The sequence below is a fragment of the Thermosynechococcus sp. M98_K2018_005 genome (genome assembly GCF_015295825.1).
GTDB lineage: Bacteria > Cyanobacteriota > Cyanobacteriia > Thermosynechococcales > Thermosynechococcaceae > Thermosynechococcus.
Map to the genome: position 1 here is coordinate 1 of NZ_DVEH01000018.1, position 24,068 is coordinate 24,068.

A 24,068-nucleotide genomic window follows, 5' to 3' on the forward strand; every position below is an offset into this window, starting at 1 on the left:
GTTGCGTAGCATCCTTTGGGAATCCTCTCTCTTTCAAGAAGGGGAGAAGTCAACGCCAACGAAAAGCTGGCTCTAGCTCATAGCCAAACCGCGTCGCATCTACGGCTGTTAAGTCAATATCGCCAAGGCCATATTCCTGCCAGCGTTCTGTGACTCGCCGTGCCACCTCAGGATCCGACGTGAGGGGATCGCCCCAAGGATGGTCTGTTTCTGGGGGAATTTTCGTGGTGGCATCAATGCCCATGCGTCCCCCCAGGCCGATTTTTTCGCTGGCAAAGTCAAGGGAGTCAAAGGGGGTATCTCCCAAAATAAAGACATCGCGGCTAGGATCCACCTTGGAGCTAATTGCCCACACCACCTGACGCGGATCACGAATATTGATCTCTTTGTCCACGACAATCACAAACTTGGTGTAGGTAAATTGGGGTAGGGCACTCCAAAAGGCGAGGGCAGCGCGCCGTGCTTGGCCGGGATAGGCTTTGTCAATGGAAATAATTGCCGCCTTATAACTGAGGGCTTCCATGGGCAAAAAGAAGTCCACAATCTCCGGTACCTGCTGCCGCAAAATTGGTGTGTAAATGCGGTTGAGGGCAAGGGCAATCATCGCCTCTTCCTTGGGCGGGCGGCCACTAAAGGTTGTGAGGTAGATGGGATTGCGGCGATGGGTCAGGCAGTGGAAATGAATCACTGGCGAATCTTCCACACCACCGTAGTAGCCCATGTGGTCACCACAGGGGCCATCGGGCAAAACGTCACCAGGGGTAATGGTGCCCTCAAGGACAAACTCCGAGTGAGCAGGCACCTCGAGATCAAGGGTTTTGCACTTGGCCAAATGAATGCCGCCCCCACCATAGAGACCCGCAAAGAGCCATTCGGATAAATCCACGGGAATTGGCGTTGCCGCTGCCATGATGATCAAAGGATGCACGCCCAAGGCCACAGCCACTTCTAACTTTTTGCCTCGGGCAGCAGCTTTACGCAGATGGCGTGCCCCTCCCCGCACTGAGAGCCAATGCACGGTCATGGTGGTTGGGGATTGCAGTTGCAAGCGGTAAACGCCCACATTGGGAATGCCCGTCTCACAGTCTTTGGTAATGACGAGACCAAGGGTAATAATTTTGCCTGCATCCTTTGGGTAGGGGCGAATCAGGGGCAGTTTCCGTAGATCCAAATCGGGGGTTTTGATCACCACCTGCTGACAGGGGGGCAACAAATCGCGGCTAGGCTTGGCACGGACGACATCAAAGAGAATTTTGCCGAAATCAAGGGCTTGACTCAGGGTTTTGGGCGGCTTCGGTTGTTGTAGCTGAGCCAACTTTTCACCGAGGGTCTCTAGCTCTAAGGAGTGGTTCATGTTCATGGCCCAGCACACGCGCTCGACGGTGCCCAAGAGGTTAATCGCCACGGGATAGGGCGAGCCAATGACCTTTTCAAACAGTAATGCTGGCCCGCCGGCAGCCAACAGGCGGTTACAGATTTCCGCCATCTCCAGATCGGGATCAACGGGTACGGTGATGCGTCGCAGTTGTTGCCGCTGTTCTAAAAGCTGGAGATATTGCCGCAGATCGTTCGTCATCGGAGATCAAAATCGCTTAATCTCTTTTATGTTAAGAATCTTTAGCCAATCGTGCAGGAATGTCATGGCGGTTCATCCCACGGCAGTGATTGAGGCGGGTGCCCAGATTGGAGAAGGGGTGGAGATTGGTCCTTTTTGCTATGTGGCGGCCACGGTGGAGATTGGACGCGGTACGCAGTTGGCTCCCCATGTCACCCTGTTGGGATATACCCGTCTTGGCGAGAATTGCAAAGTGCATAGTGGGGCGGTGATTGGCGATCTTCCCCAAGATGTGGCTTATCAAGGGGGGATTAGCTATGTCCACATTGGCGATCGCTGTACGTTGCGCGAGGGAGTGACAATTCATCGGGGAACCCAACCAGAAACAGTCACCCATGTCGGGCATGATTGTCTGCTAATGGCCCACAGTCATTTAGGTCACAATGTTTATGTGGGAAATCATGTGACGATCGCCAATAATACTTTGATTGCCGGGTATGCCCATGTGGGCGATCGCGCCTTTATCAGCGGTAACTGCCTTGTGCATCAATTTACCCGTATTGGTCGCTTGGCCATGCTCGCCGGCGGCACTGCAATTCAAAAAGATGTGCCCCCCTTCTGTATGACCCGTAGCCTGAGTACCAATACGATCATGGGCTTAAATGTGGTGGGTTTGCGGCGAGCGGGCTTTTCGGCCGAAGACCGACAGCTCCTCAAAAAGGCCTTGGATATTCTCTACCGCTCCCAATTCACCACCTCCCAAGCCGTTCAACACCTGCGGGAACAGTTTATCCATCCCCTCATTCAAGAGTTTTGCGATTTTATTAGTGCCTCGGAACGAGGGATTTGCCACTTTGTCCGCTGAGGCGAAGAAGGTAAACCGTCCCGAGCAGAGGGCAATCTTTCGAGTACGATCGCCCAACAGACGCCTGCCCCTGTTTCCCATGGCTGAACTGCTGTTATTATCCCTGATGAGTGGCACCCTCGGTGTCTCAGCACTGCTGTACTATCAGTGGTGGGGCTGGCAGGAGCAACTCAGCCAACAACGCGATGAAGAAGAGGAACAGTTGACGACGTACCCCTCCAAAGAAGAACAGCGTCAAGTCTCCTCCAAGCTGGGAGGTTGGGAATTCAAAATCCTGCGATCGCGCCGCAACCAATTTCATGATCCCGATGTCCTGCGCAAAGTCTGCCAAGAGGAAGCCCAGGGGGGTTGGATTTTATTTGAGAAGCTCGACGATCGCCGATTGCGCTTTAAGCGACCCATGGCCCTGCGGGAAAAAATTAAGCCCACTCCCAAATATGATCCCTACCGCAGCTACTATGGGTCTCGGTTTGAATGGGAATCTTTGTTGTCTGTGATACTCTTGATGATGATGGCAACCTTACCGGCATATCTAGGCTATCGCTTAGTTATTCTCACTCAACGGTCAGCCCCGCTGCCAACCACTGCTCCGTCTGCTCCATTGCGTCCCTAAGGTGCCTATGTCCTCCCTCAGTTTGCTTAGTGTGGGCACAACCCTTCAAGGGGGCAAATATCGCCTCGATGCCCTTTTGAGTCAGGGGGGCTTTGGTGTCACCTATCGCGCAACCCACACTCTGCTCCATCAGCCGGTGGTGCTCAAAACATTGAACTTGCAGCAGGAACCCCCGAAGCGGATTCATGATCTGGGGGAGCGGTTTATCCAAGAAGCTCAACGCCTGGCCCAGTTTAATCATCCCCACATTGTGCGCGTCAGTGATTGCTTTATTGAAGGGGGGCGTCCCTTCATTGTCATGGACTATATCCCCGGCCGAACATTGGCACAGGTGATTCAGGAGGAAGGCCCCCTACCGGAAAAAACGGCTCTCCACTATATTCGCCAAGTGGCTAGTGCCCTTGAATTAGTGCATGAGCATGGGCTGCTGCACCGCGATGTTAAGCCCGATAACATCATGCTGCGGGACGGCACAGATCAAGTGGTGCTGATTGACTTCGGCATTGCCCGTGAATACACCGCTGGGGTGACGGAAACAAATACGGGATTGCTCTCAGCAGGTTATGCGCCGGTAGAGCAGTATTTGCCCCGCCACCAATGGACGCCGGCCACGGATGTCTATGCTTTGGCAGCAACGCTCTATGCCCTTTTGGCAGGACGCCCCCCTGTGGCCTCAGTTTTGCGCGATCGCGTGCCTCTCGAGGATTTACGCCAGTTTCAGCCCAATCTTAGTCAGCGCACCATTGATGCCATTGAAGCGGGAATGGCTTTGGATGTCCGCGAACGTCCCCAAACGGTGCGGGCCTGGCTGCAACTGCTCATGGGGCAGCCCGTGGCGCGTCAAACCGCAGCAACTGTAGCGGTGATGCCGCAGCACCGATCCACTATCTTGGCAAATACTCAACCGCAGGGGACAGCCGTCGTCGCTCCCCCCAAACAACGCAATTTTTCGCCGTGGCCATGGTTGTTGGGAACGGCAATCTTTGGCAGCTTAGCAGGCATTGGCCTAGGGCTATTTCTACGCAACCAACCCGTAGACACAGTCACCCCTCCTCCCCTGCGTCCTCAGGAGGAACAGGAATTTCCACCCACCCTGCCGACCATTGTGCCACCTGTAGAGGTGACGCCGACACCAACTCCAGAGCCGGAACCCACCCCTCCGGAACCGACGCCCAGCCCAGGGCCGACGGAAAGTCCTACCCCTAGCCCAAGTCCTGAGGAAGTGTTGCCAGAGTTAACACCTACACCAGCCCCGCCATTATCGCCCTCCCCTAAACCTCCCAAGTCCCCAAGGCCAAACCCCCCAGAACCGCCTGTCAGTAGTCCTTCACCACCCCCAACGACGAGTGAGTCTCCCCCACCCGTCTCTCCACCTCCTGGAGAGACCTCCACAGATACGGCTGCACCGCCCAGTAACACTGGACCGGCTACCCCTTAGGGATTAGCTAATTCTGGAGTGCTCGCAAAAAGGCACCCAAGCGACCGAAGACTCCCTGACCACGGCGTTTCCCTTGGGGGGTGAGGGCACGCTCAATGTCTTCACTGCTGGGGCGTTGCTCAAATTCTGCTAGGCATGTGGGGGCTGTTTCGCCGTATTGCCAAATTTGCCACGGTTGCGGATAACAGCGCCAGAGAATGATGTTTTCTGCGAGGGGACGAAGGTAGTAGCAGGGTTCAAGGGTGTTGAGAAATCGCTCCCGCAGCTGCCGACCGGCGTAGCCAATACCAACGACGGCCACATCCTGAAGTCTTGGGTTCAAAAGGATAAAGGGGCGATCGCCCGCCGTTTCACACATCTGCTCAATAGCATTGACTTCTACAGGGGTTGGGGCAACGATGACGATGGCGCGATCGCTCGCTGCAATGGGTGTCAGTAATTCATTCACTCCCCGCACACTATAGGCGGTTTCACCCCATTCGCGACGGGCAAGGGCGGCAGATCCAGCATCGGCAAAAAAGACCTTGAGATCAGAACCGAGTTCCGCAAAGAGAGGAAGGTAGCCAGCGGCAAAGGCCATGGCATTGAGATCAGGCAACAGGATCTCGATTTGCAGGCGATTCTTACCCTCTTGAAGCGCTGCTTGGGTGGCCTGTTGAGCTTGGCTGAGGGCTGTCTCCAGGCTATCGGGGGGCAGGATCGACATGGGTCTTAAGCGGAGACCTCACTGGCAACGGTGGCAAACAGGCGTTGTAGCTCCTCCACTAGGGTTTTCGCTTGGGCAAGCGTTTCCGGGGTTGTGGATTGTTCCAGTTGCGCGGCGATGGTTTGCATAGCAGTAATGCCGACATTACCACTGGCTCCCTTGAGATGGTGGGCATCCCGCTTAATTTGCTCAATGTTGCCTTGATTGACAGCATTAGCCAATGTCTGGAGGCGCTGCTGGGCGTCCTCGACAAAGGTTTGCAGCAATTCCAATTCAAACGCGCGATCGCCCCCCGAAAGAGCCGCAAGATAATCCCAGTCAATCGGCGATGTCATCAACTCATTATTCCCGACGGGTTCTTCGTCGTTATTGTAGCCTGTCCAAGCGAGGTCTGTTCAAGGATTAGGAGAGGAAACGCAAGGCCAGATTTGTAATAATTCTTAATTTCTTCACCGTGGTTTGCCCCCTTGGCGAAACAAGGGATTCAATGGCACTATCGCAGTGGTTAGGACAGCAACAGCAGCAATATCGAGGAACTATGGGCGAGCGCGTGACGGTGGGGATTGTGGGAGCCTCTGGCTATGGGGGTGTCCAACTGGTGCGTTTACTCCTTGACCATCCCCAAGTAGAGATTGCATACCTTGGCGGTGAGGGGAGTGCGGGTCGCCCCTACACGGAGCTATATCCCCATTTGCAGGGTCGGGTGAATCGCACGGTGGAACCCGTATCCGTGGAGGTGATTCGCGATCGCGCCCAAGTGGTGTTTCTCTCGCTGCCCAATGGCATTGCCTGTAAGCTTGCCCCGCAACTCCTTGAGCAGGGCTGCAAAGTGCTAGATTTGTCGGCAGACTATCGCTTTCAGGATTTGAAAACCTACACCCAGTGGTACGGTGAACCCAGGGAAGATGAGGCTACGGCTCAACAAGCGGTCTATGGGTTGCCAGAACTCTATCGCGATCGCATTCGCCAAAGCGCCCTCATTGGTTGTCCGGGATGTTATCCCACCGCTAGCTTGCTGGCCCTAGCACCCCTGATGAAGCAGGGTCTGATTGAACCGAATACAGCAATTATTGATGCCAAGTCCGGTACCTCCGGCGGCGGTCGTCAGGGCAAAATCAATCTCCTCCTTGCGGAAGCTGACAACTCCCTTGCTGCTTACAATGTGGCGCGCCACCGCCACACTCCAGAAATTGAAGCCATCTGTAGTGACTTAGCAGGTCAAAGTGTTCTCGTGCAGTTTACGCCCCACCTTGTGCCCATGCCTCGAGGGATTTTGGCCACGGTCTATGCTACCCTGCGGGATCCGGGTCTGGTGCGTGAAGATTTAATCACCATCTACCAAGCCTTTTATCGCCATTCCCCTTGGGTCAATATCCTGCCCCCCGGCCTCTATCCCCAGACGAAATGGGCATGGGGCACCAATGCCTGTTTTATTGGCATTGAGGTAGATGAGCGCACTGGGCGAGTGATTGTCATGTCCGCCATTGATAACCTGATGAAGGGGCAAGCCTCCCAAGCGGTGCAGTGCTTGAATTTAATGATGGATTGGCCAGAGACGATGGGCTTACCGCAGGTGGCCTTTTATCCCTAAGACTCAAGTTTCATCCTGTTCGACCAAGGGCAGGCGATCGCCCCGTAATAGCTCAGTGCTGCTTGCACTCAAAGACAATCCCATCTGCCATAATCCCTGCCCTAGGCACAAAGCCGCCAGAAAAGGAGCGGTACTCAAGCTTAGCAGTAACGTTGTCGGTGTCAAGCGAGCCATCAGGATTTAGGACTCATCACTATTTGAACCATCCGCATCCTCATCAGGAGGAACATTGGCAAAGAGCAAGTCTCGTGATTTCTTCAGTTGCTTCCAAAGTGCCTTAATTTGATTGTAGGCCTCCTCAGTGCTGATCTTACCGCCCGTTTCCAGACCACAAATATAGTTCACCCGTTGAGCAAATTCCTGCAAATTGGCATTAAAGGCCAAGTTTTGCGGCGTAAATGCACCATGGTAACGGCTGGTGGGGAAGAGGAATTTTTCTTTGTCAAATTGCGGTTTGGGCGATTCAGACACGGGTGTAGCCCTTTGCCAGTGAGGTTACCCCCTATTTTATCTCAAGCCTCTTATCGCAACAGATCAGAAAAGTTTCAAAGTAGCCCCAGCATGTGCAATGGCCCTTGACCGCTGATTAACTCAATGATCAAGGCTAAAAATCCCAACATTGCCAAGCGCCCATTCCAACGTTCGGCGGCGGAGGTCATCCCCCATTCCCAGCGCTCCTGAGGGTAAAGCTTCACCCGCTTGCGGGACTTATTCACCTCCGCAAAGGTACGGGGTGGTGCTGCAAGGGCGTCTTTCACCAGTTGGGCAAGGGCACTAATAAAGCCACTGTGATCGTTTAGGGCAGGCACTCGCCGAAAGACTTCAATCCCAGCCTCTTCGGCAATCTCGCGGTACTCGATGTCAATTTCTTGGAGAGTTTCAATGTGCTCTGAAATGAAACTAATGGGCACAATGACAAGGGTTTTCACCCCTTGGGCAGCCAATTCGGGAATGACATCTTCGGTGTAGGGTTGCAACCACTCCACAGGCCCGACCCGACTTTGGTACGCCAACACATGGGTATTGGGGCGATTCAGGGCGGCCATGATCAGTTTCACGCAGGCTTCAATTTCCTCCTGGTAGGGATCGCCGGCTTCGGTGACATAGCTTTTGGGAACGCCGTGGGCACTAAAGAAAATCACCGCCTCATCGGGGTTGGGACATTTGTCTAATTCTTGGCGAATCAAATCCGCCATAGCAGCCACATAGCCGGGGTGGTTGTACCAAGAGGGGATCAGCGTATAGCGAATTTTTTGCAATTCAGGGTCTTGGTTCCATAGGCTCTCTAAGAGGCGAAAACTAGAGCCACTGGTGCTAATGGAAAACTGCGGGTAAAGGGGTAAGATCACTAGATCGCGAATTTGATCCGCTTTGATTTGGGCGATCGCCTCCTCCGTAAAGGGGTACCAGTAGCGCATACCAATGTACAAATTGGCCTCAATGCCAATGCGTCCTAGGGCGTCTTTCAGGGCACGGGCTTGCTGTTCGGTAATGCGCCGCAGGGGAGAGCCGCCCCCAATTTGGGCATAGTTGGCCTGAGAGCGACGGGCACGACTCGTGGAGATAAACCAAGCAAGGGGCTTTTGTAGCCAACGGAAGGGCAGGCGAATGATTTCGGGATCAGAGAACAGGTTGTACAAAAAGGGGCGCACATCCTCGGGGCGATCGGGCCCCCCTAAATTGAGAAGTAGTACACCTGTTTGGCTCGCCATTCCCAAAATTACCTAAATCTTTTCGCGATCGCTTTCTTATTGTGACATACTCTCAGAATCTCAGGGGGAGAAAATCTGGGTAAGGTAGGGATTAGAGAATACTGTTGGTGTGTTCAAACGGTGACCTACGCAATTGATTTTGGAACCAGTAATACATTGGTGGCGCGGTGGAATTATGCCACCCAAGCAGCGGAAGCGGTAACGCTCTCTGGACTCTCGGTGGGGTTTGGTGAGGTACCTGCCCTCATTCCCAGCTTGGTCTATGTGGAGGATGCCAGTGTCCCCCTTGTGGTGGTGGGGCAGCAGGTGCGCAATCGCGGGTTTGATGTGGTGGGTGATCGCCGCTTTTTCTCGCGGTTTAAGCGGGGCATTGGCGCCACCGTACAGGGCTATTTACCAGAGCTGGATGGCTGTTCTTTGAGCTTTGAAACCATTGGCACGTGGTTTTTGCAAGCCCTGTTGCAAGAACTGAAACACACTAGCGGCGGCGATGTCGAACAGGGGCTGATTTTCACAGTGCCGGTAGATAGCTTTGAAACCTATCGCCGTTGGCTGTTGCAGGTGTGTGAGGGCTTGGCCATTGAGCAAATTCGCCTCCTAGATGAACCCACGGCTGCGGCTTTGGGTTATGGCGTGGCCGATCGCCCACTGATTTTGGTGATTGACTTTGGCGGCGGTACCCTTGATCTCTCCCTTGTGGAACTCAAGACCGATCAACGCCAGAGCCGTCCCTTGGGATTGATTCTCAAGTGGGGCCAGTGGTCCTCAAGCGATAACCAACGGCCTCGCACAGCGCGGGTGATTGCCAAAGCAGGCTTGAATTTAGGGGGCACCGATATTGACCACTGGATTGTCGATGAGTGGGTGAAGCGGGGGATGACCGCCAATAGCCTCCTCCTGCGACTGGCCGAGCGCTTAAAAATTCAACTCTCGCAGCAGCCCTACGCCCAAGAGGTCTACTTTGACAGCGAAACCTTCACCACCCTTGAACTGCGCCTCGAACGGTCTGAACTGGAGGAGATTCTTCGCCAACAGCAATTTTTCCAACGCCTCGATGATGCCCTCATTCAAGTGCTACAACAGGCTCGCCGCCAAGGAATTATTCCCGACAATATCGATGCAGTTCTCCTAGTGGGGGGAACGACGCAAATTCCAGCGGTGCAAAAATGGGTTGCCGAGTATTTTGAGGCCACACAGATCAACGCCCGACAGCCTTTTACAGCAGTGGCCATGGGTGCGCTAGCGGTGACCCAGGGGCTGGAGCTCAAGGATTTTCTCTACCACAGCTACGGCATTCGCTTTTGGGATGCCAAGCTTAATCGTCATGGCTGGCACCCCATTATCCAGCGGGGTCAACCCTACCCCATGGGCGAACCGGTGGAATTAATTTTAGGGGCTTCGACGGAGGGACAGCCCAGTATTGAACTGGTGATTGGTGAATTGGGAGATGAGCAAGGGGGCGTGGAAATCTTTTTTGATGGCGATCGCCTAATTACCCGCAGTGCTGGTGAACGCACGGTGCAGCCCCTCAATGACACTCCCCAGGGCAAAACCCTCGCCAAGCTGGATCCCCCTGGCTATCCGGGGAGTGATCGGATTCGTGTCCTCTTTCAAGTGGATAGCGATCGCCAACTGCGGGTTACCGTTGATGACTTGCTCACCCAAGAGCGTCTCATCAATAATCAAATCGTCACCCAATTGCGTTGACCGAATGGTATTGTGGCTCCCCATTCCCTCCCTCAAACCACCGCCTATGTCCGCATCATTGCCCAAAGTTGGCAAGAGGGTCACATTCGTGGTCATGTTTGCGCCAGCGAGTACCAGTGGGAGTTTTGCTGGCAATTTAGGGCAAAAAACCTGCAAATCTCCCCAGCCCTTGGGCGTGCCCTGATTAAGGAACCCTTGGGACGATTTCTCGAAGCCCAAGACTATCAATTGGAGCCGGGGGGCGATTATGAATTTGTTGTCCGTGCCAAGTTTTAGGTTGTTTCCTCGTGCCTAAGCTACAATCAGGGAGGAAACCTGTGCTGATATTGCCAGATAGCCTATGTTCTTGAGCGAATTAGCGCCCCTTGTCAAAGAGTTGAGCCAAAAACCCGTTGCCTTTATGGGGGGGTTTGTCTCTGGATTGTTGGGGTTAAGCCTTGATCAAAAGCCAGTGAGCGATTGGATTAAACAGTATGGCGACTATCAGCCCCCCACCCCCCCACCGTCGCCCCCCAGTGACTTCAAGAGCATTCAAATTGAGTAAGCACCCGCGCCACGGCCTGCTGCTGATCTCTCAGGGTGAGCCAGCGGTGATACGTTTGGGTGTGAATGGCCACGCTGTGTCCCATCATCCGTGCGGCAACGGTATCGGGTAAGCCATAGTGAATCGTGCGTACCGCCCAAGCATGGCGCAAGTCATAGGGACGAAAAGGTAAGTTATAGCGACGGAACTGTTGATTCACCCGCTGGCCAATGCGTTGTAGGGTTGTTTTCGTCAAATCCGTATTGATCCTCGGCAACTGGGGCGATCGCAACTCAAACACCTCAATCCACTGGGGAGGAAAGGGCCACACCTGATGGCAGCCAGTTTTCGTAGTTTCCTGCACCTCGATCATCCCTGCGGGATCTCCTGTGACAAGGCCACTTAAATCGCAGAAGAACACTTCATGATTGCGCAGGCCATAGGCCGCCATTAAGCCATAGACATACCGCCACTGGGGATTGGGAATCTGTTGGTAGGCGGCTAGAATCTCCTCATCACTGGGTAACTCCCGTGGTTGGAGCGATCGCCGCGAATAGGTGCCCCAAAACTGAGCCAGGGGAATCGGTAACTCCACCCCTAGGAACCGACAAAACCCTTGAAACGCGGTACAGGCCACCTGCCGCTGTCGCTTGTCGGCGGGGATTTGCTGCAACAGGCCATAGATCAGTTCTGGTAGTGAATGGTCGGGATGGGTAGCAGCGGCCTTGAGCAACTGTCGCAAATAGGGGGCATAGGCCGTTTCCCACGTCGTACGACTGAGCTCCCTTTGAGCCAACAGTGCCGTTTCAAAAGCAGCAATTTGCTCCCCCAAGGATAACTCCCCAAGACGGCCTAAGCCCTTGACCCGTTCATAGTCCTGCCAGCGAAAGGTGTTTTCGAGTAATTTGGCAGCAATAATTTTGGCTTCCTTTTCCGCTGCTTTAAGACCGCTGGGGGTGGCGGGTAACCCTAGGCTTAAACGCTGTTGGTGGGGGCGGAGCCGATGGCTGCCCGGTCGTGGTGGCAGGGTACCCCGCAGGCTGAGACGTTGGCCGCGTTGTTCAATTTGCAGACCCAACTGCGCCACTTTGAGGCGTTGATTGACCTGCTGAAGTTGTGGGTCAAGTTTCTGAGGGGACGTGGCCATTGCTTAGGGACTCAGAACTCAACTCGCTGCCGAAATGACCAAAACTACGGCGAGGACGTTTTTTCCACGGAATATCGAGAACCCCCGCTTGGGAGCGGCTACGACTGGACTTGTGCTCAATTTTGACGGGGCGATAGTCCGTGAGGATGCGCAGGCTATTCAGTTCAGCCAAGAGGGTTGCCCCATTACTAATCAAAACCGCAATCACGGGGTGCAAGCTCAAAAAGACCCCCGCCAAAACCACACTGACATTGGGAATGACCACAAGGGCAATATTTTGATTGATGATGTTCATCACCTCTTGGCTTAGGGCGATCGCCTGCACTAGTCCCTCAAGGCTATTATTCATCAAGAGAATATCTGCGGTTTGCCGCGCCGCATCACTGCCTTCAGAAAGGGTAATGGAAATATCAGCGTAGGCCATTGCTGCTGTATCGTTGAAGCCTTCGCCCACATAGGCCACGACTTTTTCGCCACCATTTTTGAACTTCTCTAGGAGTTCAACTTTGTCCTCTGGCATTTTATTGGTATAGATTTGACCGAGACGAAAGCCAGTGGCATAGCCCACCGCATTGGCGACTTCGTGGTGATCTCCCGTCACCATGTAACACTCAATACCCCGCTGTTGCAGAGCGGCAATCACACTAGCGGCTTCAGAACGCACGGGGTTGCTATAAAACACCAGTGCCACCAGTTCACCATTCCAGGCGACACAGACAAGGGAGCGGTTCCAAAGCACCCCTTCATGGGTGCGCAGTTCATCAAGATCAATGGGCACTTGGCGATCGCGCATCAGTTGGGGGGTGCCCACCAAAATCTCTTGTCCCTCGACGGTTGCTGCCACCCCCTTACCCGGCTCATAGACCCAGTTGCTATAGGTACCCCCCTCAATCCCGCGTTCAGCCGCATACTCAAGGATGGCGAGGGCAAAGGGGTGATTGATTGACTGTTCCACGGTTGCCAGCCAATAGAGCAGCGTTTGCTCACTCAGGCCGGGCTTAAGGAGATTCACCCCCACAATGGTTCCCTTCACTTCTGTCAGCGTGCCGGTTTTGTCAAAGACAATGACATTGACCCGTGAGAGGAGTTCAAGGGCGCGGCCATTGCGAAAATAAACCCCGACCTGGGGCGCATGGGTGAGGGCTGCCAAAATAGCAGTGGGAATGGTAATGCCAATCCCTGAGCCAAAGTCCAATTGCAGAGGGGCGATCGCCCGATGGGCATCTAGGGTAACGCCATAAACAATGGCAGCAACGCCCATGGCTGGCAAAATGGCCTGGTTTGAGATTTCCTCAGCGTAGTTTTCAATGCGGGTATCCAATTGTGGCGCTTGGCGAGCCAGTTGCAGGGTTTTGCCCACCTGTGTCTCTTCACCAACGGCTTCAGCAACAACGCAAATTTGTCCCCGCACTACAAGGGAAGAGGCCAGCACCGTTTGCTCGGGTTCACAGGGCAGTAGATCCGACTCTCCCGTGAGAAACTGCCGCTGAATCACGGCGGATCCCCAGAGCACGGTACCATCCACGGGCACCGCAGATCCGGCTGCCACAATCACGCGATCGCCCACCTGTAGCTCGCGCACAGAGACATTTTGGCGAGTGCCGCCCCGCTCTACCCAATAGGTGCGCTGTTGATCAAGGGGGTCAAAGACTTGGTTTTCCCCCACTTGAGCCGTCATATCCCGCAGCGACCCGCCCACTTGCCCCATAAAGGCAGCCAACACCGGCGCCATGTATTCCCCTTGCAGTGTATGCAGAATCGTCCAGAGGGATTCCAGTTGGGTGACGTTGAGATGGCGGTGTGCGAGGCTCTCTAGAGCTTCTTGGAAGGTGGGCAGTGCCACAACCACAATGACAGTAGCGACAATGGCAGGGTAGAAGGGTGTTTGCACTGGTAGTAGGGCAACAATCGCCAGCGCCAAGGTGGGTAGCGCCATTTTCTCGATAAAGTAAGGGGTGTTCCAAGGGGAGTACACCAACTTATCAATGGGCAGCATCCCCGGTAAGGGTAAACGCTCATCTGCTGCGGCCTGAATCAATTGGCTAAAGCGCTGAAGGGGATTTTCAGCTTCGGGACTATACTGCACAATGAGGCTAGCGGCGGGCAAGTTGAGGCGAATTTGTTGCACACTGTCTTCTTGGACAAAGAGAGCTTGCAGTTGCCGCCCATAGCGATCGTCATACTGTAAGCGGGGAATCCGCAACCGCACTCGTCCCGGTAAGTGATGCACCACTTCGTAATGAACCCTTGCCGGCGGAGGGGAAAGCACAGTTGCAGTCATGGTCAATTACCCTGGAATTGGTTAGGAAAAAGGCTGAGGAGAGCGATGGCGATAGGTCGGCGCACTAATGAGGTCATTGATATTCTGCTGCATTGTTAGGCAAATTGCATCCAAGGGCAGATCATTGAGGTCACGGCCAAAGGGATTTTCAATTTCAATGCCAATTTCTTCGACGCCAAAGAGGGTAAAGGCAATGAGTCCCACCATTGGACCCGTCCACCACACAAGGTTATCCACCAGTTGAAAGGGCAGCAGCAAGCAATAGAGGAATAACAACTGTTTGAGATGAATGGCATAGGCAAGGGGCATCGGTGTTTTTAGAATGCGTTCACAGGCCCCCATGGCATCCACCAGTTGTACCAGCAATTCATCCATGTAGGTGAGTTGATATAGGGATAGGTGCCCTCGGCGGTGTTGTTGGTGCAGATAGTCCTCAATCCATAGGGCAATGCGCAAGGGGACGTTTTGCACCGTTTGCAGTTCTTTGTATTGGTGGGGCTTGAGCAGGGGTTCCAGTTCGGAAAAGGACTCGCCCCGCAGGTGTTGCTTGGTGGCGATCGCAAACATCCCCACTAAATGAACCGCATCAATTTTGGCTTGGCGATCCTCGGGACTATTTTCGTCAATCGCAGTCCACATCAAGCGGGTTAGGCTGCGGGAATTATTAACAATGTTGCCCCACTGGCGGCGGCCTTCCCAAAAGCGCTCATAGGCAGTGTTGGTGCGAAAGACGAGGAGCAACCCCAGGACAATTGAGGGAATGAGACTGCCCAGCACTGGCCAGTGGACATTGATCACATAAAGATCGATCGCCGTCACCAAGACGCCAAAGCCACCACAAAAGAGGACTTCCGAAAGAATGGCAGGAATGACAGAGCCACGCAAACGCAGCGCCAGACGTAACCACTGCGGCGGTTGCAACAAAAACTTTACCACGCCCGACCGATCAGGGGGTAATTGGCGTCTGGAGGGGCGAAAACCGAGGAAAGAGAAGCGGCTCATGAATACCAGCGGGCGATTCCCACCCCAATCTTTAGCACACTGGCGTGCTGAAACTATGTTTTTACCGCAAAGAACAACCGAGGAGACTGCAAATCTTAAGAAAATCCGTTAGCTCTTGCCATTCCTCTGTGGAAGTGTTAACTTGTATTAAGAACATGAAACACTTTGTAACAAATGGAGGACCAAAATGAAGGGTGGTAGCATCATCGATGACCAAGGCAAAATGAACAACTTTGCCATCGAACCCAAAATGTACGTGATGAGTGAACCGCAGGCTGGGTTTACTCCCTACGCAGAACTCTTCAATGGTCGCTTGGCGATGATTGGATTTATCTCCCTGTTGGCCTTGGAAGTAATTACGGGTCACGGTCTGATTGGCTTTTTGAATAGCCTCTAGGTCGTTGCTGTCCTCTTGGGCATATCCGTTCTTCAACAGCCCTTGCGCCGTTAGAGAGAACAAACAACTCATGGAATGGGTCAGCCTGCCTCTGGAGGTGGGCTTTTTGCTTTTCGTCTTTCTGGGAATTAATAATCCATAAATTATTGTTTACATCTTGCTCCCATGGACAGAGCTATGGTAGCCTAGCCAAAAAAAATTGGCTAGTCAACCTATGCTGCGAGAAAAAATTTTACGCGTCCTAGGGTACTCGACCAAATGCCTGTGGGCTGATCTAGCGGTTTTAGCAGGCGTGAGCTGTGCGGGCGTGGGCATTGGCTATGGCAATATGGCTGTAGCCATAGGCGGCGTCTCAATTAGTCTCAGTGCGGCTTGGTTTTCCGTTCGAGAGAATCAGCAAGCTCTACTCAGTCAGCAACCCCAAAGGGCGATCGCCCTAAAGGATCAAACACATCTCAGTTTAGATCACGCCCAGCAAGAATCCCTAGAGCAAATTCTTGATCTATGTCGCCATTTCTACAGTAAAGCACATTCACAACTTCCCAGTGATTTCAAAGAGGGAGATGTGCAAGATGTCCTTGAAAAGCTCTTGAGAAATACGTTTCCCAACTCGGATATTAGACGAGAGTACCCTGTTCCTCAGACCTACCACCATAGTCGACGTATTGACTTTATGCTTGTTGATGAGAAGTTGGCAATTGAGGTCAAGGTATTCCGAGCACAGGGAGGGCGGAATCAATTAAAGCGATTATTTGAAGAATTAGCAATAGATCTTGAAGCGTACCGCCATAGAGAAATGAGCTTTAGAAAATTGATTTGTTTGGTTTACGATCCTAGTAATCAACTCCCCAATCCACGTGGCTTTGAAAATCATCTGAGGGGCGATCGCGGAGGATTTGAGGTCATCACCATCGTGGCACAAAATCCTTCATTAGGCCAATGAAGTCGCTTCAGCGGGAGAGGTGAGCGGTCATCACGTGGTTTAAGGTCTTGAAGGGATTGAGAGACAATTGCTCTTGGAGCAACACTTTGCTTAATATCTGTTTCAGGGCATTCAGCACCTCTTCCTGCATATCCTCAACCTTGGTCAGTCCTGCCAGTTGATGGACAACGTTATTGCGTTGCTGATAATAGGCCTCGATCCGCTGGAAGTAAGGAACAAGGGCCGTCGTTTGGGAGTCATACTGTAAAACTGCCAGCAAAAGCTCCCGCGTCACGGCATCCAGGAACAGGCGATCGCCATTTTTGCATTGGTAGCTCCTGAGGTGTTGCCAAAGCCGACCTTGATCGTGGTTTTGCAGCACGTTCAAGCTGCGTTCTCGCGTTGTCCCATCACTTGTAATGTCAAGACCCACCTTTTCTTGCACAAAGTATTGCAATAAATTTTCGTACAAACTCATGGCCAAGATCAGGGCTTCTGCATAGCGCCCCACCGTAAATAGGCCAACAACTTGAAAGTAAATGTCCCGAAAGAGAGCATGGCGATTGTTCCGCTGCAGTTGCGCAATTTCCTGAAACCAGAGCTCCTCAATTTCGGTTTTGTAGGGGTTGATGGCATCAAAGGCTTGGTGGTAATTGCGGGCAAGGCGATATTTGCCATAGCGGATCAGTGCCAGAGGAGCCTCAATAGAGCTATGCTTGAGGGAAATTTCAGCCCCTTGGTAGTCGTAACTGTCCAACTGCTGTTGAATCCCTTGACGATCTAACGCTTGGCGAAAGACATTTCAGTTCACCGCAAATACTCGCTGTTGAATGCGCATTTTGCCTCTTGGACGGTAATAACGGGGTTCATTGGGTCTGCGGAGAGTTCCCTGACGACCCCTTCTAGGTGAATTGCCTGCTCGGCAATTTGCAGCTCACTGTGAAGCCAGTCCTTGGTCTCGATCGCCCGTTGTTGAAAGTCTTCTGTGTAGAGCAATAGAACCCGTTTGATCGGTTGCTATTGGGCTAAAAACTTTGCCAGCGAAACCATGGAGCCTTCTTGGTTGGTTTTCTCAGAGTAGGGATGCTGATGACCCACAAAAGAAAGGAGAATGCTACAGTCCATAGGGGTTTTCAAAGAAGGTCTTTTGTCTATGTTGCCGCAATCGTCCCGTATTATTTCAGGCCGTGTCTAAATCGCTTGGTCTGGAAACCTTAGTACAACTGAAGTACAACCAAAAGGCAGAGCTTCAAGCGAAGGTCACTATGAAATCTGCAATTTCGCTTCCAGATTCAGTTTTTGAACAAGCGGAAGCACTTGCTCAGTGGTTGGGTTGATCCCGCAGTGAGCTTTATACAAGAGCGTTACAGGCATATCTCAAAAGGTACAATCGTGATCACCTCTTGCTTGAATTGAACCAAGTCTATGCTAGAGAGTCCTCTGAACTCGATCCAGTGATGGCAATGTACAGCGCAGACTTAGCCGTGGCGGTGTTGGTGCCATTGCCAAGCGTGATGGATGATCTGCTCAATGTCGGGGTACTGGGGCTGCCAGCCTAAAATGCGGCGGGCGCGATCGCTATTGGCGATGAGGATTGCGGGGTCTCCTGCTCGGCGATCGCCCTCAATGACTGGAATCGAACAACCTGTGACCCCCTGAGCTGCTTCAATCATTTGCCGCACCGAAACGCCTTCGCCATTCCCCAAGTTAAAGATTTCCGAGTCGCCGCCACTCAGGAGGTACTTTAATCCCAGCACATGGGCTTGGGCTAAGTCCACGACATGGATATAGTCGCGAATGCAAGTGCCATCGGCTGTGGGGTAATCTGTGCCATAAATGGCAATGTGGGGGCGTTGTCCCATTGCCGCCTGCAACACAAGGGGAATTAAGTGGGTTTCTGGATGATGATCTTCCCCCAGACGGCAGTGGGGGTCTGCACCCGCTGCATTGAAATAACGAAAAATCACGGATTTGAGGCCGTAGGCACTGCCTAGATCGGCCAGCATTTGCTCCACCATCCACTTGGAGCGACCATAGGGATTAATGGGGGCACAGGGACAGGTTTCTTGAATCGGTACCTCTGGGGGCAAGCCATAGACGGCTGCTGTGGAGGAAAAGACAAAATAGGGAATCGCGGCGGCCACCATCGCCTGTAAGAGAGTCAGGGCACCACAAACATTATTTTGATAAAAGCGATCAGGGTAGCGGACAGACTCGCCCACTTCAATATAGGCAGCAAAGTGCATCACTGCCGTCACAGGATAGGTTTGAAAAATCCAATCTAAGAGGGAGCGATCGCCAATATTACCCACAATGAGTTCTGTCTTGAGAACAGACTCGACCAAATCGCGGTGCCCTCGCTCAAGGCTATCTAAAATCAGTACCTGAAAGCTGGCTTGCTGGAGTGCCAAAACGGTATGGCTGCCAATATAGCCCGCGCCCCCTGTGACCAGAATCAGCGGTGAATTATTATCATTATTAGTTGTCATTAAGCCTATCTGTTACACTAGGAAAGCTGCTACAAATTCTGCCATGACCAGTGACTTGCACCATGAAATCACCCAAGAGGTGAAACGCCGTCGTAATTTTGCCATTATCTCTCACCCGGATGCCGGAAAAACGACGCTGACGGAAAAGTTACTGCTCTACGGTGGAGCCATTCACGAGGCGGGAGCCGTCAAAGCACGACGGGCCCAGCGGCAGGCCACCTCTGACTGGATGGAAATGGAACAACAGCGGGGGATTTCGATTACCTCGACAGTCTTGCAGTTTGAGTACCAAGGCTATCAGATTAACCTCTTGGATACCCCCGGCCACCAAGACTTTAGTGAAGATACCTACCGCACCCTTGCAGCGGCTGATAATGCGGTGATGCTCGTGGACGCGGCCAAGGGTCTAGAACCCCAAACCCGTAAGCTCTTTGAGGTGTGCCAACTACGGGGTCTGCCGATTTTTACATTCATCAACAAGCTGGATCGGCCGGGGCGGGAACCCCTTGAACTGATTGATGAAATTGAGCAGGAGCTGGGGCTGATTCCCTATCCTGTAAACTGGCCTCTGGGGATGGGCGATCGCTTTCGCGGCGTCTATGATCGCCTGCGGCAGAATTTTCACTTCTTTGAGCGCACCACCCACGGTAGCCGTGCTGCGGCTGAAACGGTCATTGCCCTTGGGGATCCGGCCATTGACCCCTACATTGAGTCCTATCGCTTGGAATACAACCAACTCAAGGATGAACTGGAACTGCTCGATGGCGTGGGTGCCGAGCTAGACCTTGATCTTGTGCATCAAGGGAAAATGACCCCTGTCTTCTTTGGCAGTGCCATGACCAACTTTGGCGTGCGCCTCTTTCTGGAGCACTTTTTGACCTATGCGCTGCCACCTGTGGCCTACAAGAGCGATCGCGGGGCGATTGATCCGACGCAGGAGCATTTCACTGGCTTTGTGTTTAAGCTTCAGGCCAATATGGATCCGAAACATCGGGATCGCGTTGCCTTTGTGCGGGTCTGTAGCGGCAAATTTGAAAAGGACATGACCGTGAGCCATGCTCGCACCGGCAAAACTATCCGCCTTTCTCGCCCCCAAAAACTCTTTGCCCAGGGTCGCGAATCCCTTGAAACGGCCTATGCTGGCGATGTCATTGGCCTGAATAATCCGGGGATGTTTGCCATTGGCGACACCCTCTATGTCGGCCCCAAATTGGAATACGAAGGCATTCCCTGCTTTTCGCCGGAACTGTTTGCCTATCTACGCAACCCCAACCCCTCCAAGTTCAAGTCCTTCCAAAAAGGGGTGAATGAGCTACGGGAAGAGGGTGCCGTGCAAATCATGTACTCTACCGATGAGTCCAAACGGGAACCCATCCTAGCCGCAGTCGGCCAACTGCAATTTGAGGTGGTGCAGTTTCGCCTGTTAAATGAATACGGTGTGGAAACCCGTCTTGACCCTCTCCCCTATACCGTTGCCCGCTGGGTACTGGATGGTTGGGAGGCCCTCGAAGCCATTGGCCGCATCTTTAATGCTGTAACCGTCAAAGACACGTGGGGACGGCCAGTGCTGCTCTTTAAGAATGAGTGGAATCTACAACAGACAATGGCCAATCATCCCAAACTGCGCCTGAGCGCGATCGCCCCCCTTGCTGCTGCTGTGCCTGCCTAGCTGTCCATGAGTAGTGTCTATACCCGTCCCCTTGCTCGTCTCATTGATCAGTTGCAACGCCTGCCGGGCATTGGCCCCAAGACCGCTCAACGTCTTGCCCTTTACCTGATCAAACGTCCCGAGGCTGATATTCAAGCCTTAGCGCAAGCTCTCCTTGAGGCGAAACAGCAGGTGGGGCTTTGCTCGGTATGTTTTCACCTCTCTGCCGAACCCGTGTGTGACATCTGCGCCTCCCCCCAGCGAGACAATCATCTTCTTTGTGTGGTAGCTGATTCCCGTGATGTCATTGCCATTGAAAAAACCCGCGAGTACCACGGTAAGTACCATGTCTTGGGGGGACTCATTTCTCCCCTAGAGGGCATCACCCCCGAACACCTGCACATTCAACCTCTGATTCAGCGGGCAAGCCAGGCACAGGTCAAAGAAGTGATTTTAGCCATCAACCCCAGTATTGAGGGGGAAACGACCACTCTCTATGTGGGGCAGCTTCTACGGCCTTTTGTGAAGGTCACTCGCATTGCCTTTGGCCTACCGGTGGGGGGTGATCTTGACTATGCCGATGAAATGACCCTTGCCCGCGCCCTTGCCGGTCGCCGTGAAATTGAGTGGCAGTAGCTTAGTGCCCCCCTTGCAATCGCCGCAATGCCGTCACAATTTGGTGGACGGCTCGCTTCAGTTGCTCGACCTCGTGGTGTAACCGCTGGTTTTCAGCTTCCAAAGCGGCAAGGCGATTTTCATCCCCACCACTGCCTGTTGCCGCCGGTTGCTGTTGCAGTTGAGCAACCGTTGCTTGGAGTTGGGCAAAGTCATTTGCATTGACAGATTGTGCCTGCAAGGTTTGAATGGCGCCTTCAAGGGCGGCCAGTTTGTCATAGACGGGGGTGAGATCCACAGCAAGGGGAGCCGCTACTTCCGCAGGGGCTGCTGCTTTAACGGGTCTGGGCTTACGGGCTTTGCGAAAGGCCTCTTGAATTGCTGCTTCGAGTTGTTCTTTTTCAAAGGGTTTCTCAATAAACTCAAACCACTCAAAGGGTTCTTGGAGCTTTTCGGTGACCTCTTCCTTGCGCCCTGACATAATCACGAGGGGGATGGCGCCAAGGAGATCATTTTTCTCCAATTCTTGATAGACTTCCCAGCCGCTCACCTTCGGCAGCAGAAAATCCAGCATGATCAACGTCGGCTCAGACTGCTCAATGAGTTGCAGACCTTCACGGCCATCCTTGGCCTCAAGGATTTCGTAGTCGCCCTCTGGCAACATCTCGCGGACGCGCATCCGAATTACTTTACTGTCGTCAATGACAAGGACTTTGCGGCTAGTCACAGAAACACTCCATTCTGTACAAGATTCCTATAGCAAGAGATTGTGAATAGAGGGCGGCAGTGGCATGACCACTACGTGATTTCAACCTTAGCATAGCCCTATCTTTGCCAGTTGACCACAGGCGATCGCCCCCCACCCGCCGCGAAAAAATTCGCTTCAAAGCGCAGCAGAATGTCACAATAGAAGTCTCAGCTTCGTTAAAGATTTGTTAGATAGATCACCCCCTATGCCAGAGTCTGCTGCTGCCCCTATCCACCTCCCCAAAACCAGTGAATCGGAGCGGATCAAGCGTATTCGCCACACCACGTCCCATATTTTGGCAATGGCAGTCCAGAAGCTTTTTCCCAAGGCACAGGTGACGATCGGCCCTTGGATTGAGAATGGGTTTTATTACGATTTTGACCACCCAGAACCCTTCAGCGAAAAAGACCTGAAGCTCATTGAAAAGGAGATGGTCAAGATCATTAAGCGCAGGTTGCCGGTGATCCGCGAGGAAGTGACCCGTGAGGAGGCCGAGCGTCGCATTCGGGAGCTGGGGGAACCCTACAAGCTAGAAATTCTCCAAGACCTCGAGGAGCCAATTACGATTTACCACTTGGGGGATGAGTGGTGGGATCTCTGTGCAGGCCCCCACGTTGAAAATACGGGCGAGATTAACCCCAAGGCGATCGCCCTTGAAAGTGTTGCCGGTGCCTACTGGCGCGGCGATGAAACCAAAGCTCAACTTCAGCGCATCTACGGTACGGCATGGGAAACCCCAGAACAACTGGCGGAATATAAACGCCGCAAAGAAGAAGCCCTCCGCCGCGATCACCGCAAACTGGGCAAAGAACTCGGACTCTTTATCTTTGCGGATCCAGTCGGGCCGGGCCTGCCTCTATGGACCCCCAAGGGAACGATCCTGCGCTCAACTTTGGAGGACTTTCTTAAGAAGGAGCAACTCAAGCGCGGTTATCTCCCTGTGGTGACGCCCCACATTGCTCGGGTGGATTTGTTTAAGACCTCTGGCCACTGGCAAAAGTACAAGGAGGATATGTTCCCCCTGATGGCTGAAGATGCTGAGGCTGCCGCCCACGAGCAGGGGTTTGTGCTCAAGCCAATGAACTGTCCCTTCCACATTCAAATCTATAAAAGTGAGTTGCGCTCTTACCGTGACTTACCCCTACGGTTGGCGGAGTTTGGTACGGTCTATCGCTATGAGCAGTCGGGAGAATTGGGGGGCTTGACGCGGGTGCGGGGCTTTACGGTGGATGACTCCCACCTTTTTGTCACGCCGGAGCAGTTGGATGCCGAGTTTTTGAATGTGGTTGATCTCATTCTCTCGGTCTTTCGCTGTCTGCGTTTAAATAAATTCAAGGCACGGCTAAGCTTCCGCGATCCCAAATCCGACAAGTACATTGGCTCCGATGAAGCTTGGTCAAAGGCTGAGTCCGCAATTCAGCGAGCTGTAGAACAGTTGGGCATGGAGCACTTTTTGGGGATTGGTGAGGCCGCCTTCTATGGGCCGAAACTGGACTTTATCTTTGAAGATGCTCTCGGTCGCGAGTGGCAGTTGGGAACGGTTCAGGTGGACTACAATTTACCTGAGCGCTTTGATTTGGAATACGTGGCTGAGGACAATACCCGTCGCCGGCCGGTAATGATTCACCGTGCCCCCTTTGGCTCGCTGGAGCGGCTCATTGGCATTCTCATTGAGGAGTATGCAGGGGATTTTCCCTTTTGGCTGGCACCGGAGCAAGTGCGCCTGTTGCCCGTGGGGGATGAGCAACGTCCCTATGCCGAACGTGTGGCCGCTCAACTGCAAGAGCAGGGGGTGCGCGTAAGCGTGGATCGCAGCGGCGATCGCCTCGGCAAACAGATTCGCAACGCCGAAACTCAGAAAATTCCTGTGATGGGCATTCTCGGTGCCAAGGAAGTCGCAAGTGAGACTGTGAGTATCCGCACCCGTGCAGCGGGAGATGTCGGTGCCTTCCCCGTCAAGAAACTGATTGAAAAACTCACCGCAGCCATGACTGCGATGGATGCCGATATTCAGTGGCAATAGTGGGCAATTGATCTACAGGGCGGCACCTTATAATAGTTTGTCAAAATAAGCGGCGAATGGTTCTGGCGATCGCGTAGCGTACCCTT

24 protein-coding genes and 2 pseudogenes are annotated in these 24,068 nt (G+C 53.2%); 13 read left to right on the top strand and 13 right to left on the bottom strand.

All coding sequences use genetic code 11. The annotated features are described in order from the left end of the window. Positions 1–49: 49 nt before the first annotated feature. On the bottom strand, positions 50–1,576 hold the full coding sequence (locus tag IGQ15_RS02145) for a UbiD family decarboxylase (RefSeq protein WP_297048215.1): 1,527 nt from the start codon (positions 1,574–1,576) through the stop codon (positions 50–52). A 64-nt stretch (positions 1,577–1,640) separates the two neighbouring features. Here IGQ15_RS02145 and lpxA point away from each other — a divergent pair, with 64 nt between their 5' ends. From lpxA to IGQ15_RS02160, 3 genes are all read left to right on the top strand, one after another. Continuing rightward, a complete protein-coding gene (lpxA, locus tag IGQ15_RS02150; protein ID WP_297048217.1) occupies positions 1,641–2,420 on the top strand; it encodes an acyl-ACP--UDP-N-acetylglucosamine O-acyltransferase in 780 nt (259 codons plus the stop codon). A 79-nt stretch (positions 2,421–2,499) separates the two neighbouring features. Then, positions 2,500–3,033 (top strand): hypothetical protein, encoded by a 534-nt coding sequence (locus tag IGQ15_RS02155; RefSeq protein WP_297048219.1) that lies wholly within the window; start codon positions 2,500–2,502, stop codon positions 3,031–3,033. Between the two features lie 7 nt (positions 3,034–3,040). Beyond that, a complete protein-coding gene (locus tag IGQ15_RS02160) occupies positions 3,041–4,471 on the top strand; it encodes a serine/threonine-protein kinase (protein WP_297048221.1) in 1,431 nt (476 codons plus the stop codon). 7 nt (positions 4,472–4,478) lie between these two features. Here IGQ15_RS02160 and IGQ15_RS02165 read toward each other — a convergent pair whose 3' ends face one another. Beyond that, a complete protein-coding gene (locus IGQ15_RS02165) occupies positions 4,479–5,177 on the bottom strand; it encodes a DUF1995 family protein (RefSeq protein WP_297048223.1) in 699 nt (232 codons plus the stop codon). A gap of 5 nt (positions 5,178–5,182) precedes the next feature. Continuing rightward, the gene (locus tag IGQ15_RS02170; protein WP_297048225.1) at positions 5,183–5,512 is read right to left on the bottom strand and encodes an Hpt domain-containing protein; all 330 of its coding nucleotides are present in this window, start codon (positions 5,510–5,512) and stop codon (positions 5,183–5,185) included. A gap of 203 nt (positions 5,513–5,715) precedes the next feature. Between IGQ15_RS02170 and argC the strand changes: the two genes are divergently transcribed. Further along, entirely contained in the window at positions 5,716–6,768 is a 1,053-nt protein-coding gene (gene argC / locus IGQ15_RS02175) for an N-acetyl-gamma-glutamyl-phosphate reductase (RefSeq protein WP_297048258.1), read from the top strand. A 3-nt stretch (positions 6,769–6,771) separates the two neighbouring features. Here argC and IGQ15_RS02180 read toward each other — a convergent pair whose 3' ends face one another. The 3 genes from IGQ15_RS02180 to hemH all read right to left on the bottom strand — a co-directional run bounded on the left by IGQ15_RS02180 (position 6,772) and on the right by hemH (position 8,480). After that, positions 6,772–6,942 carry a hypothetical protein gene (locus IGQ15_RS02180; protein WP_297048227.1) on the bottom strand — a complete coding sequence of 57 codons (171 nt, stop codon included), beginning with the start codon at positions 6,940–6,942 and terminating at the stop codon, positions 6,772–6,774. Between the two features lie 6 nt (positions 6,943–6,948). Beyond that, complete coding sequence (locus tag IGQ15_RS02185; RefSeq protein WP_297048229.1) at positions 6,949–7,239, bottom strand: hypothetical protein; 291 nt, start codon at positions 7,237–7,239, stop codon at positions 6,949–6,951. A 74-nt stretch (positions 7,240–7,313) separates the two neighbouring features. Then, positions 7,314–8,480, bottom strand: coding sequence for a ferrochelatase (gene hemH / locus IGQ15_RS02190; protein WP_297048230.1), 1,167 nt, complete (start codon positions 8,478–8,480; stop codon positions 7,314–7,316). Between the two features lie 120 nt (positions 8,481–8,600). On the opposite strand from hemH, the gene IGQ15_RS02195 reads away from it, so the two are divergent. From IGQ15_RS02195 to IGQ15_RS02205, 3 genes are all read left to right on the top strand, one after another. Next, complete coding sequence (locus IGQ15_RS02195) at positions 8,601–10,187, top strand: Hsp70 family protein (protein WP_297048232.1); 1,587 nt, start codon at positions 8,601–8,603, stop codon at positions 10,185–10,187. 12 nt (positions 10,188–10,199) lie between these two features. Beyond that, on the top strand, positions 10,200–10,463 hold the full coding sequence (locus IGQ15_RS02200; RefSeq protein ID WP_297048234.1) for a DUF3146 family protein: 264 nt from the start codon (positions 10,200–10,202) through the stop codon (positions 10,461–10,463). A 64-nt stretch (positions 10,464–10,527) separates the two neighbouring features. Continuing rightward, entirely contained in the window at positions 10,528–10,731 is a 204-nt protein-coding gene (locus IGQ15_RS02205; protein WP_297048236.1) for a hypothetical protein, read from the top strand. On the opposite strand, the gene IGQ15_RS02210 is transcribed toward IGQ15_RS02205, so the two are convergent. The 3 genes from IGQ15_RS02210 to IGQ15_RS02220 are packed head-to-tail and all read right to left on the bottom strand — an operon-like array spanning position 10,709 to position 15,140. Next, positions 10,709–11,857, bottom strand: coding sequence for a tyrosine-type recombinase/integrase (locus IGQ15_RS02210; RefSeq protein ID WP_297048239.1), 1,149 nt, complete (start codon positions 11,855–11,857; stop codon positions 10,709–10,711). The two genes, IGQ15_RS02205 and IGQ15_RS02210, sit on opposite strands and share 23 nt — an antisense overlap. Continuing rightward, complete coding sequence (locus tag IGQ15_RS02215; RefSeq protein WP_297048241.1) at positions 11,832–14,138, bottom strand: heavy metal translocating P-type ATPase; 2,307 nt, start codon at positions 14,136–14,138, stop codon at positions 11,832–11,834. The genes IGQ15_RS02210 and IGQ15_RS02215 overlap by 26 nt, the downstream gene beginning before the upstream one ends. A gap of 21 nt (positions 14,139–14,159) precedes the next feature. Next, positions 14,160–15,140: a bestrophin family ion channel gene (locus tag IGQ15_RS02220; protein WP_363315762.1), complete on the bottom strand. Its 981-nt coding sequence runs from the start codon at positions 15,138–15,140 to the stop codon at positions 14,160–14,162. Positions 15,141–15,327: 187 nt separating this feature from the next. On the opposite strand from IGQ15_RS02220, the gene IGQ15_RS02225 reads away from it, so the two are divergent. Continuing rightward, complete coding sequence (locus IGQ15_RS02225; RefSeq protein ID WP_126987406.1) at positions 15,328–15,537, top strand: chlorophyll a/b-binding protein; 210 nt, start codon at positions 15,328–15,330, stop codon at positions 15,535–15,537. Between the two features lie 214 nt (positions 15,538–15,751). Then, entirely contained in the window at positions 15,752–16,480 is a 729-nt protein-coding gene (locus IGQ15_RS02230; RefSeq protein WP_297048244.1) for a hypothetical protein, read from the top strand. Positions 16,481–16,487: 7 nt separating this feature from the next. On the opposite strand, the pseudogene IGQ15_RS02235 reads toward IGQ15_RS02230, so the two are convergent. After that, positions 16,488–17,243: pseudogene (locus IGQ15_RS02235) on the bottom strand (hypothetical protein); the annotation flags it as partial. Between the two features lie 23 nt (positions 17,244–17,266). Then, positions 17,267–17,455 carry a hypothetical protein gene (locus IGQ15_RS02240; RefSeq protein ID WP_297048246.1) on the bottom strand — a complete coding sequence of 63 codons (189 nt, stop codon included), beginning with the start codon at positions 17,453–17,455 and terminating at the stop codon, positions 17,267–17,269. A 269-nt stretch (positions 17,456–17,724) separates the two neighbouring features. On the opposite strand from IGQ15_RS02240, the pseudogene IGQ15_RS11975 reads away from it, so the two are divergent. After that, a pseudogene (locus IGQ15_RS11975) lies at positions 17,725–17,922 on the top strand (ribbon-helix-helix domain-containing protein); the annotation flags it as partial. A gap of 15 nt (positions 17,923–17,937) precedes the next feature. On the opposite strand, the gene galE reads toward IGQ15_RS11975, so the two are convergent. Beyond that, entirely contained in the window at positions 17,938–18,948 is a 1,011-nt protein-coding gene (galE, locus tag IGQ15_RS02245) for a UDP-glucose 4-epimerase GalE (RefSeq protein ID WP_297048248.1), read from the bottom strand. Between the two features lie 43 nt (positions 18,949–18,991). Between galE and prfC the strand changes: the two genes are divergently transcribed. Both prfC and recR read left to right on the top strand, forming a co-directional pair. Further along, complete coding sequence (gene prfC / locus IGQ15_RS02250; protein WP_297048250.1) at positions 18,992–20,617, top strand: peptide chain release factor 3; 1,626 nt, start codon at positions 18,992–18,994, stop codon at positions 20,615–20,617. A 6-nt stretch (positions 20,618–20,623) separates the two neighbouring features. Then, positions 20,624–21,232, top strand: coding sequence for a recombination mediator RecR (gene recR, locus IGQ15_RS02255; protein ID WP_297048252.1), 609 nt, complete (start codon positions 20,624–20,626; stop codon positions 21,230–21,232). A gap of 1 nt (position 21,233) precedes the next feature. On the opposite strand, the gene IGQ15_RS02260 is transcribed toward recR, so the two are convergent. Next, complete coding sequence (locus IGQ15_RS02260) at positions 21,234–21,938, bottom strand: response regulator (RefSeq protein WP_297048254.1); 705 nt, start codon at positions 21,936–21,938, stop codon at positions 21,234–21,236. Positions 21,939–22,164: 226 nt separating this feature from the next. On the opposite strand from IGQ15_RS02260, the gene thrS reads away from it, so the two are divergent. Further along, complete coding sequence (gene thrS, locus IGQ15_RS02265) at positions 22,165–23,982, top strand: threonine--tRNA ligase (protein ID WP_297048256.1); 1,818 nt, start codon at positions 22,165–22,167, stop codon at positions 23,980–23,982. Positions 23,983–24,068 lie beyond the last annotated feature (86 nt).

What these genes read in the sequence shown, in the direction of transcription:
- IGQ15_RS02145 (WP_297048215.1), bottom strand. Translation starts at nt 1,576, where the DNA reads ATGACGAACGATCTGCGGCAATATCTCCAGCTTTTAGAACAGCGGCAA.
- lpxA (WP_297048217.1), top strand. Translation starts at nt 1,641, where the DNA reads ATGGCGGTTCATCCCACGGCAGTGATTGAGGCGGGTGCCCAGATTGGA.
- IGQ15_RS02155 (WP_297048219.1), top strand. Translation starts at nt 2,500, where the DNA reads ATGGCTGAACTGCTGTTATTATCCCTGATGAGTGGCACCCTCGGTGTC.
- IGQ15_RS02160 (WP_297048221.1), top strand. Translation starts at nt 3,041, where the DNA reads ATGTCCTCCCTCAGTTTGCTTAGTGTGGGCACAACCCTTCAAGGGGGC.
- IGQ15_RS02165 (WP_297048223.1), bottom strand. Translation starts at nt 5,177, where the DNA reads ATGTCGATCCTGCCCCCCGATAGCCTGGAGACAGCCCTCAGCCAAGCT.
- IGQ15_RS02170 (WP_297048225.1), bottom strand. Translation starts at nt 5,512, where the DNA reads ATGACATCGCCGATTGACTGGGATTATCTTGCGGCTCTTTCGGGGGGC.
- argC (WP_297048258.1), top strand. Translation starts at nt 5,716, where the DNA reads ATGGGCGAGCGCGTGACGGTGGGGATTGTGGGAGCCTCTGGCTATGGG.
- IGQ15_RS02180 (WP_297048227.1), bottom strand. Translation starts at nt 6,942, where the DNA reads ATGGCTCGCTTGACACCGACAACGTTACTGCTAAGCTTGAGTACCGCT.
- hemH (WP_297048230.1), bottom strand. Translation starts at nt 8,480, where the DNA reads ATGGCGAGCCAAACAGGTGTACTACTTCTCAATTTAGGGGGGCCCGAT.
- IGQ15_RS02205 (WP_297048236.1), top strand. Translation starts at nt 10,528, where the DNA reads ATGTTCTTGAGCGAATTAGCGCCCCTTGTCAAAGAGTTGAGCCAAAAA.
- IGQ15_RS02210 (WP_297048239.1), bottom strand. Translation starts at nt 11,857, where the DNA reads ATGGCCACGTCCCCTCAGAAACTTGACCCACAACTTCAGCAGGTCAAT.
- IGQ15_RS02215 (WP_297048241.1), bottom strand. Translation starts at nt 14,138, where the DNA reads ATGACTGCAACTGTGCTTTCCCCTCCGCCGGCAAGGGTTCATTACGAA.
- IGQ15_RS02220 (WP_363315762.1), bottom strand. Translation starts at nt 15,140, where the DNA reads ATGAGCCGCTTCTCTTTCCTCGGTTTTCGCCCCTCCAGACGCCAATTA.
- IGQ15_RS02225 (WP_126987406.1), top strand. Translation starts at nt 15,328, where the DNA reads ATGAAGGGTGGTAGCATCATCGATGACCAAGGCAAAATGAACAACTTT.
- IGQ15_RS02230 (WP_297048244.1), top strand. Translation starts at nt 15,752, where the DNA reads ATGCTGCGAGAAAAAATTTTACGCGTCCTAGGGTACTCGACCAAATGC.
- galE (WP_297048248.1), bottom strand. Translation starts at nt 18,948, where the DNA reads ATGACAACTAATAATGATAATAATTCACCGCTGATTCTGGTCACAGGG.
- prfC (WP_297048250.1), top strand. Translation starts at nt 18,992, where the DNA reads ATGACCAGTGACTTGCACCATGAAATCACCCAAGAGGTGAAACGCCGT.
- recR (WP_297048252.1), top strand. Translation starts at nt 20,624, where the DNA reads ATGAGTAGTGTCTATACCCGTCCCCTTGCTCGTCTCATTGATCAGTTG.
- thrS (WP_297048256.1), top strand. Translation starts at nt 22,165, where the DNA reads ATGCCAGAGTCTGCTGCTGCCCCTATCCACCTCCCCAAAACCAGTGAA.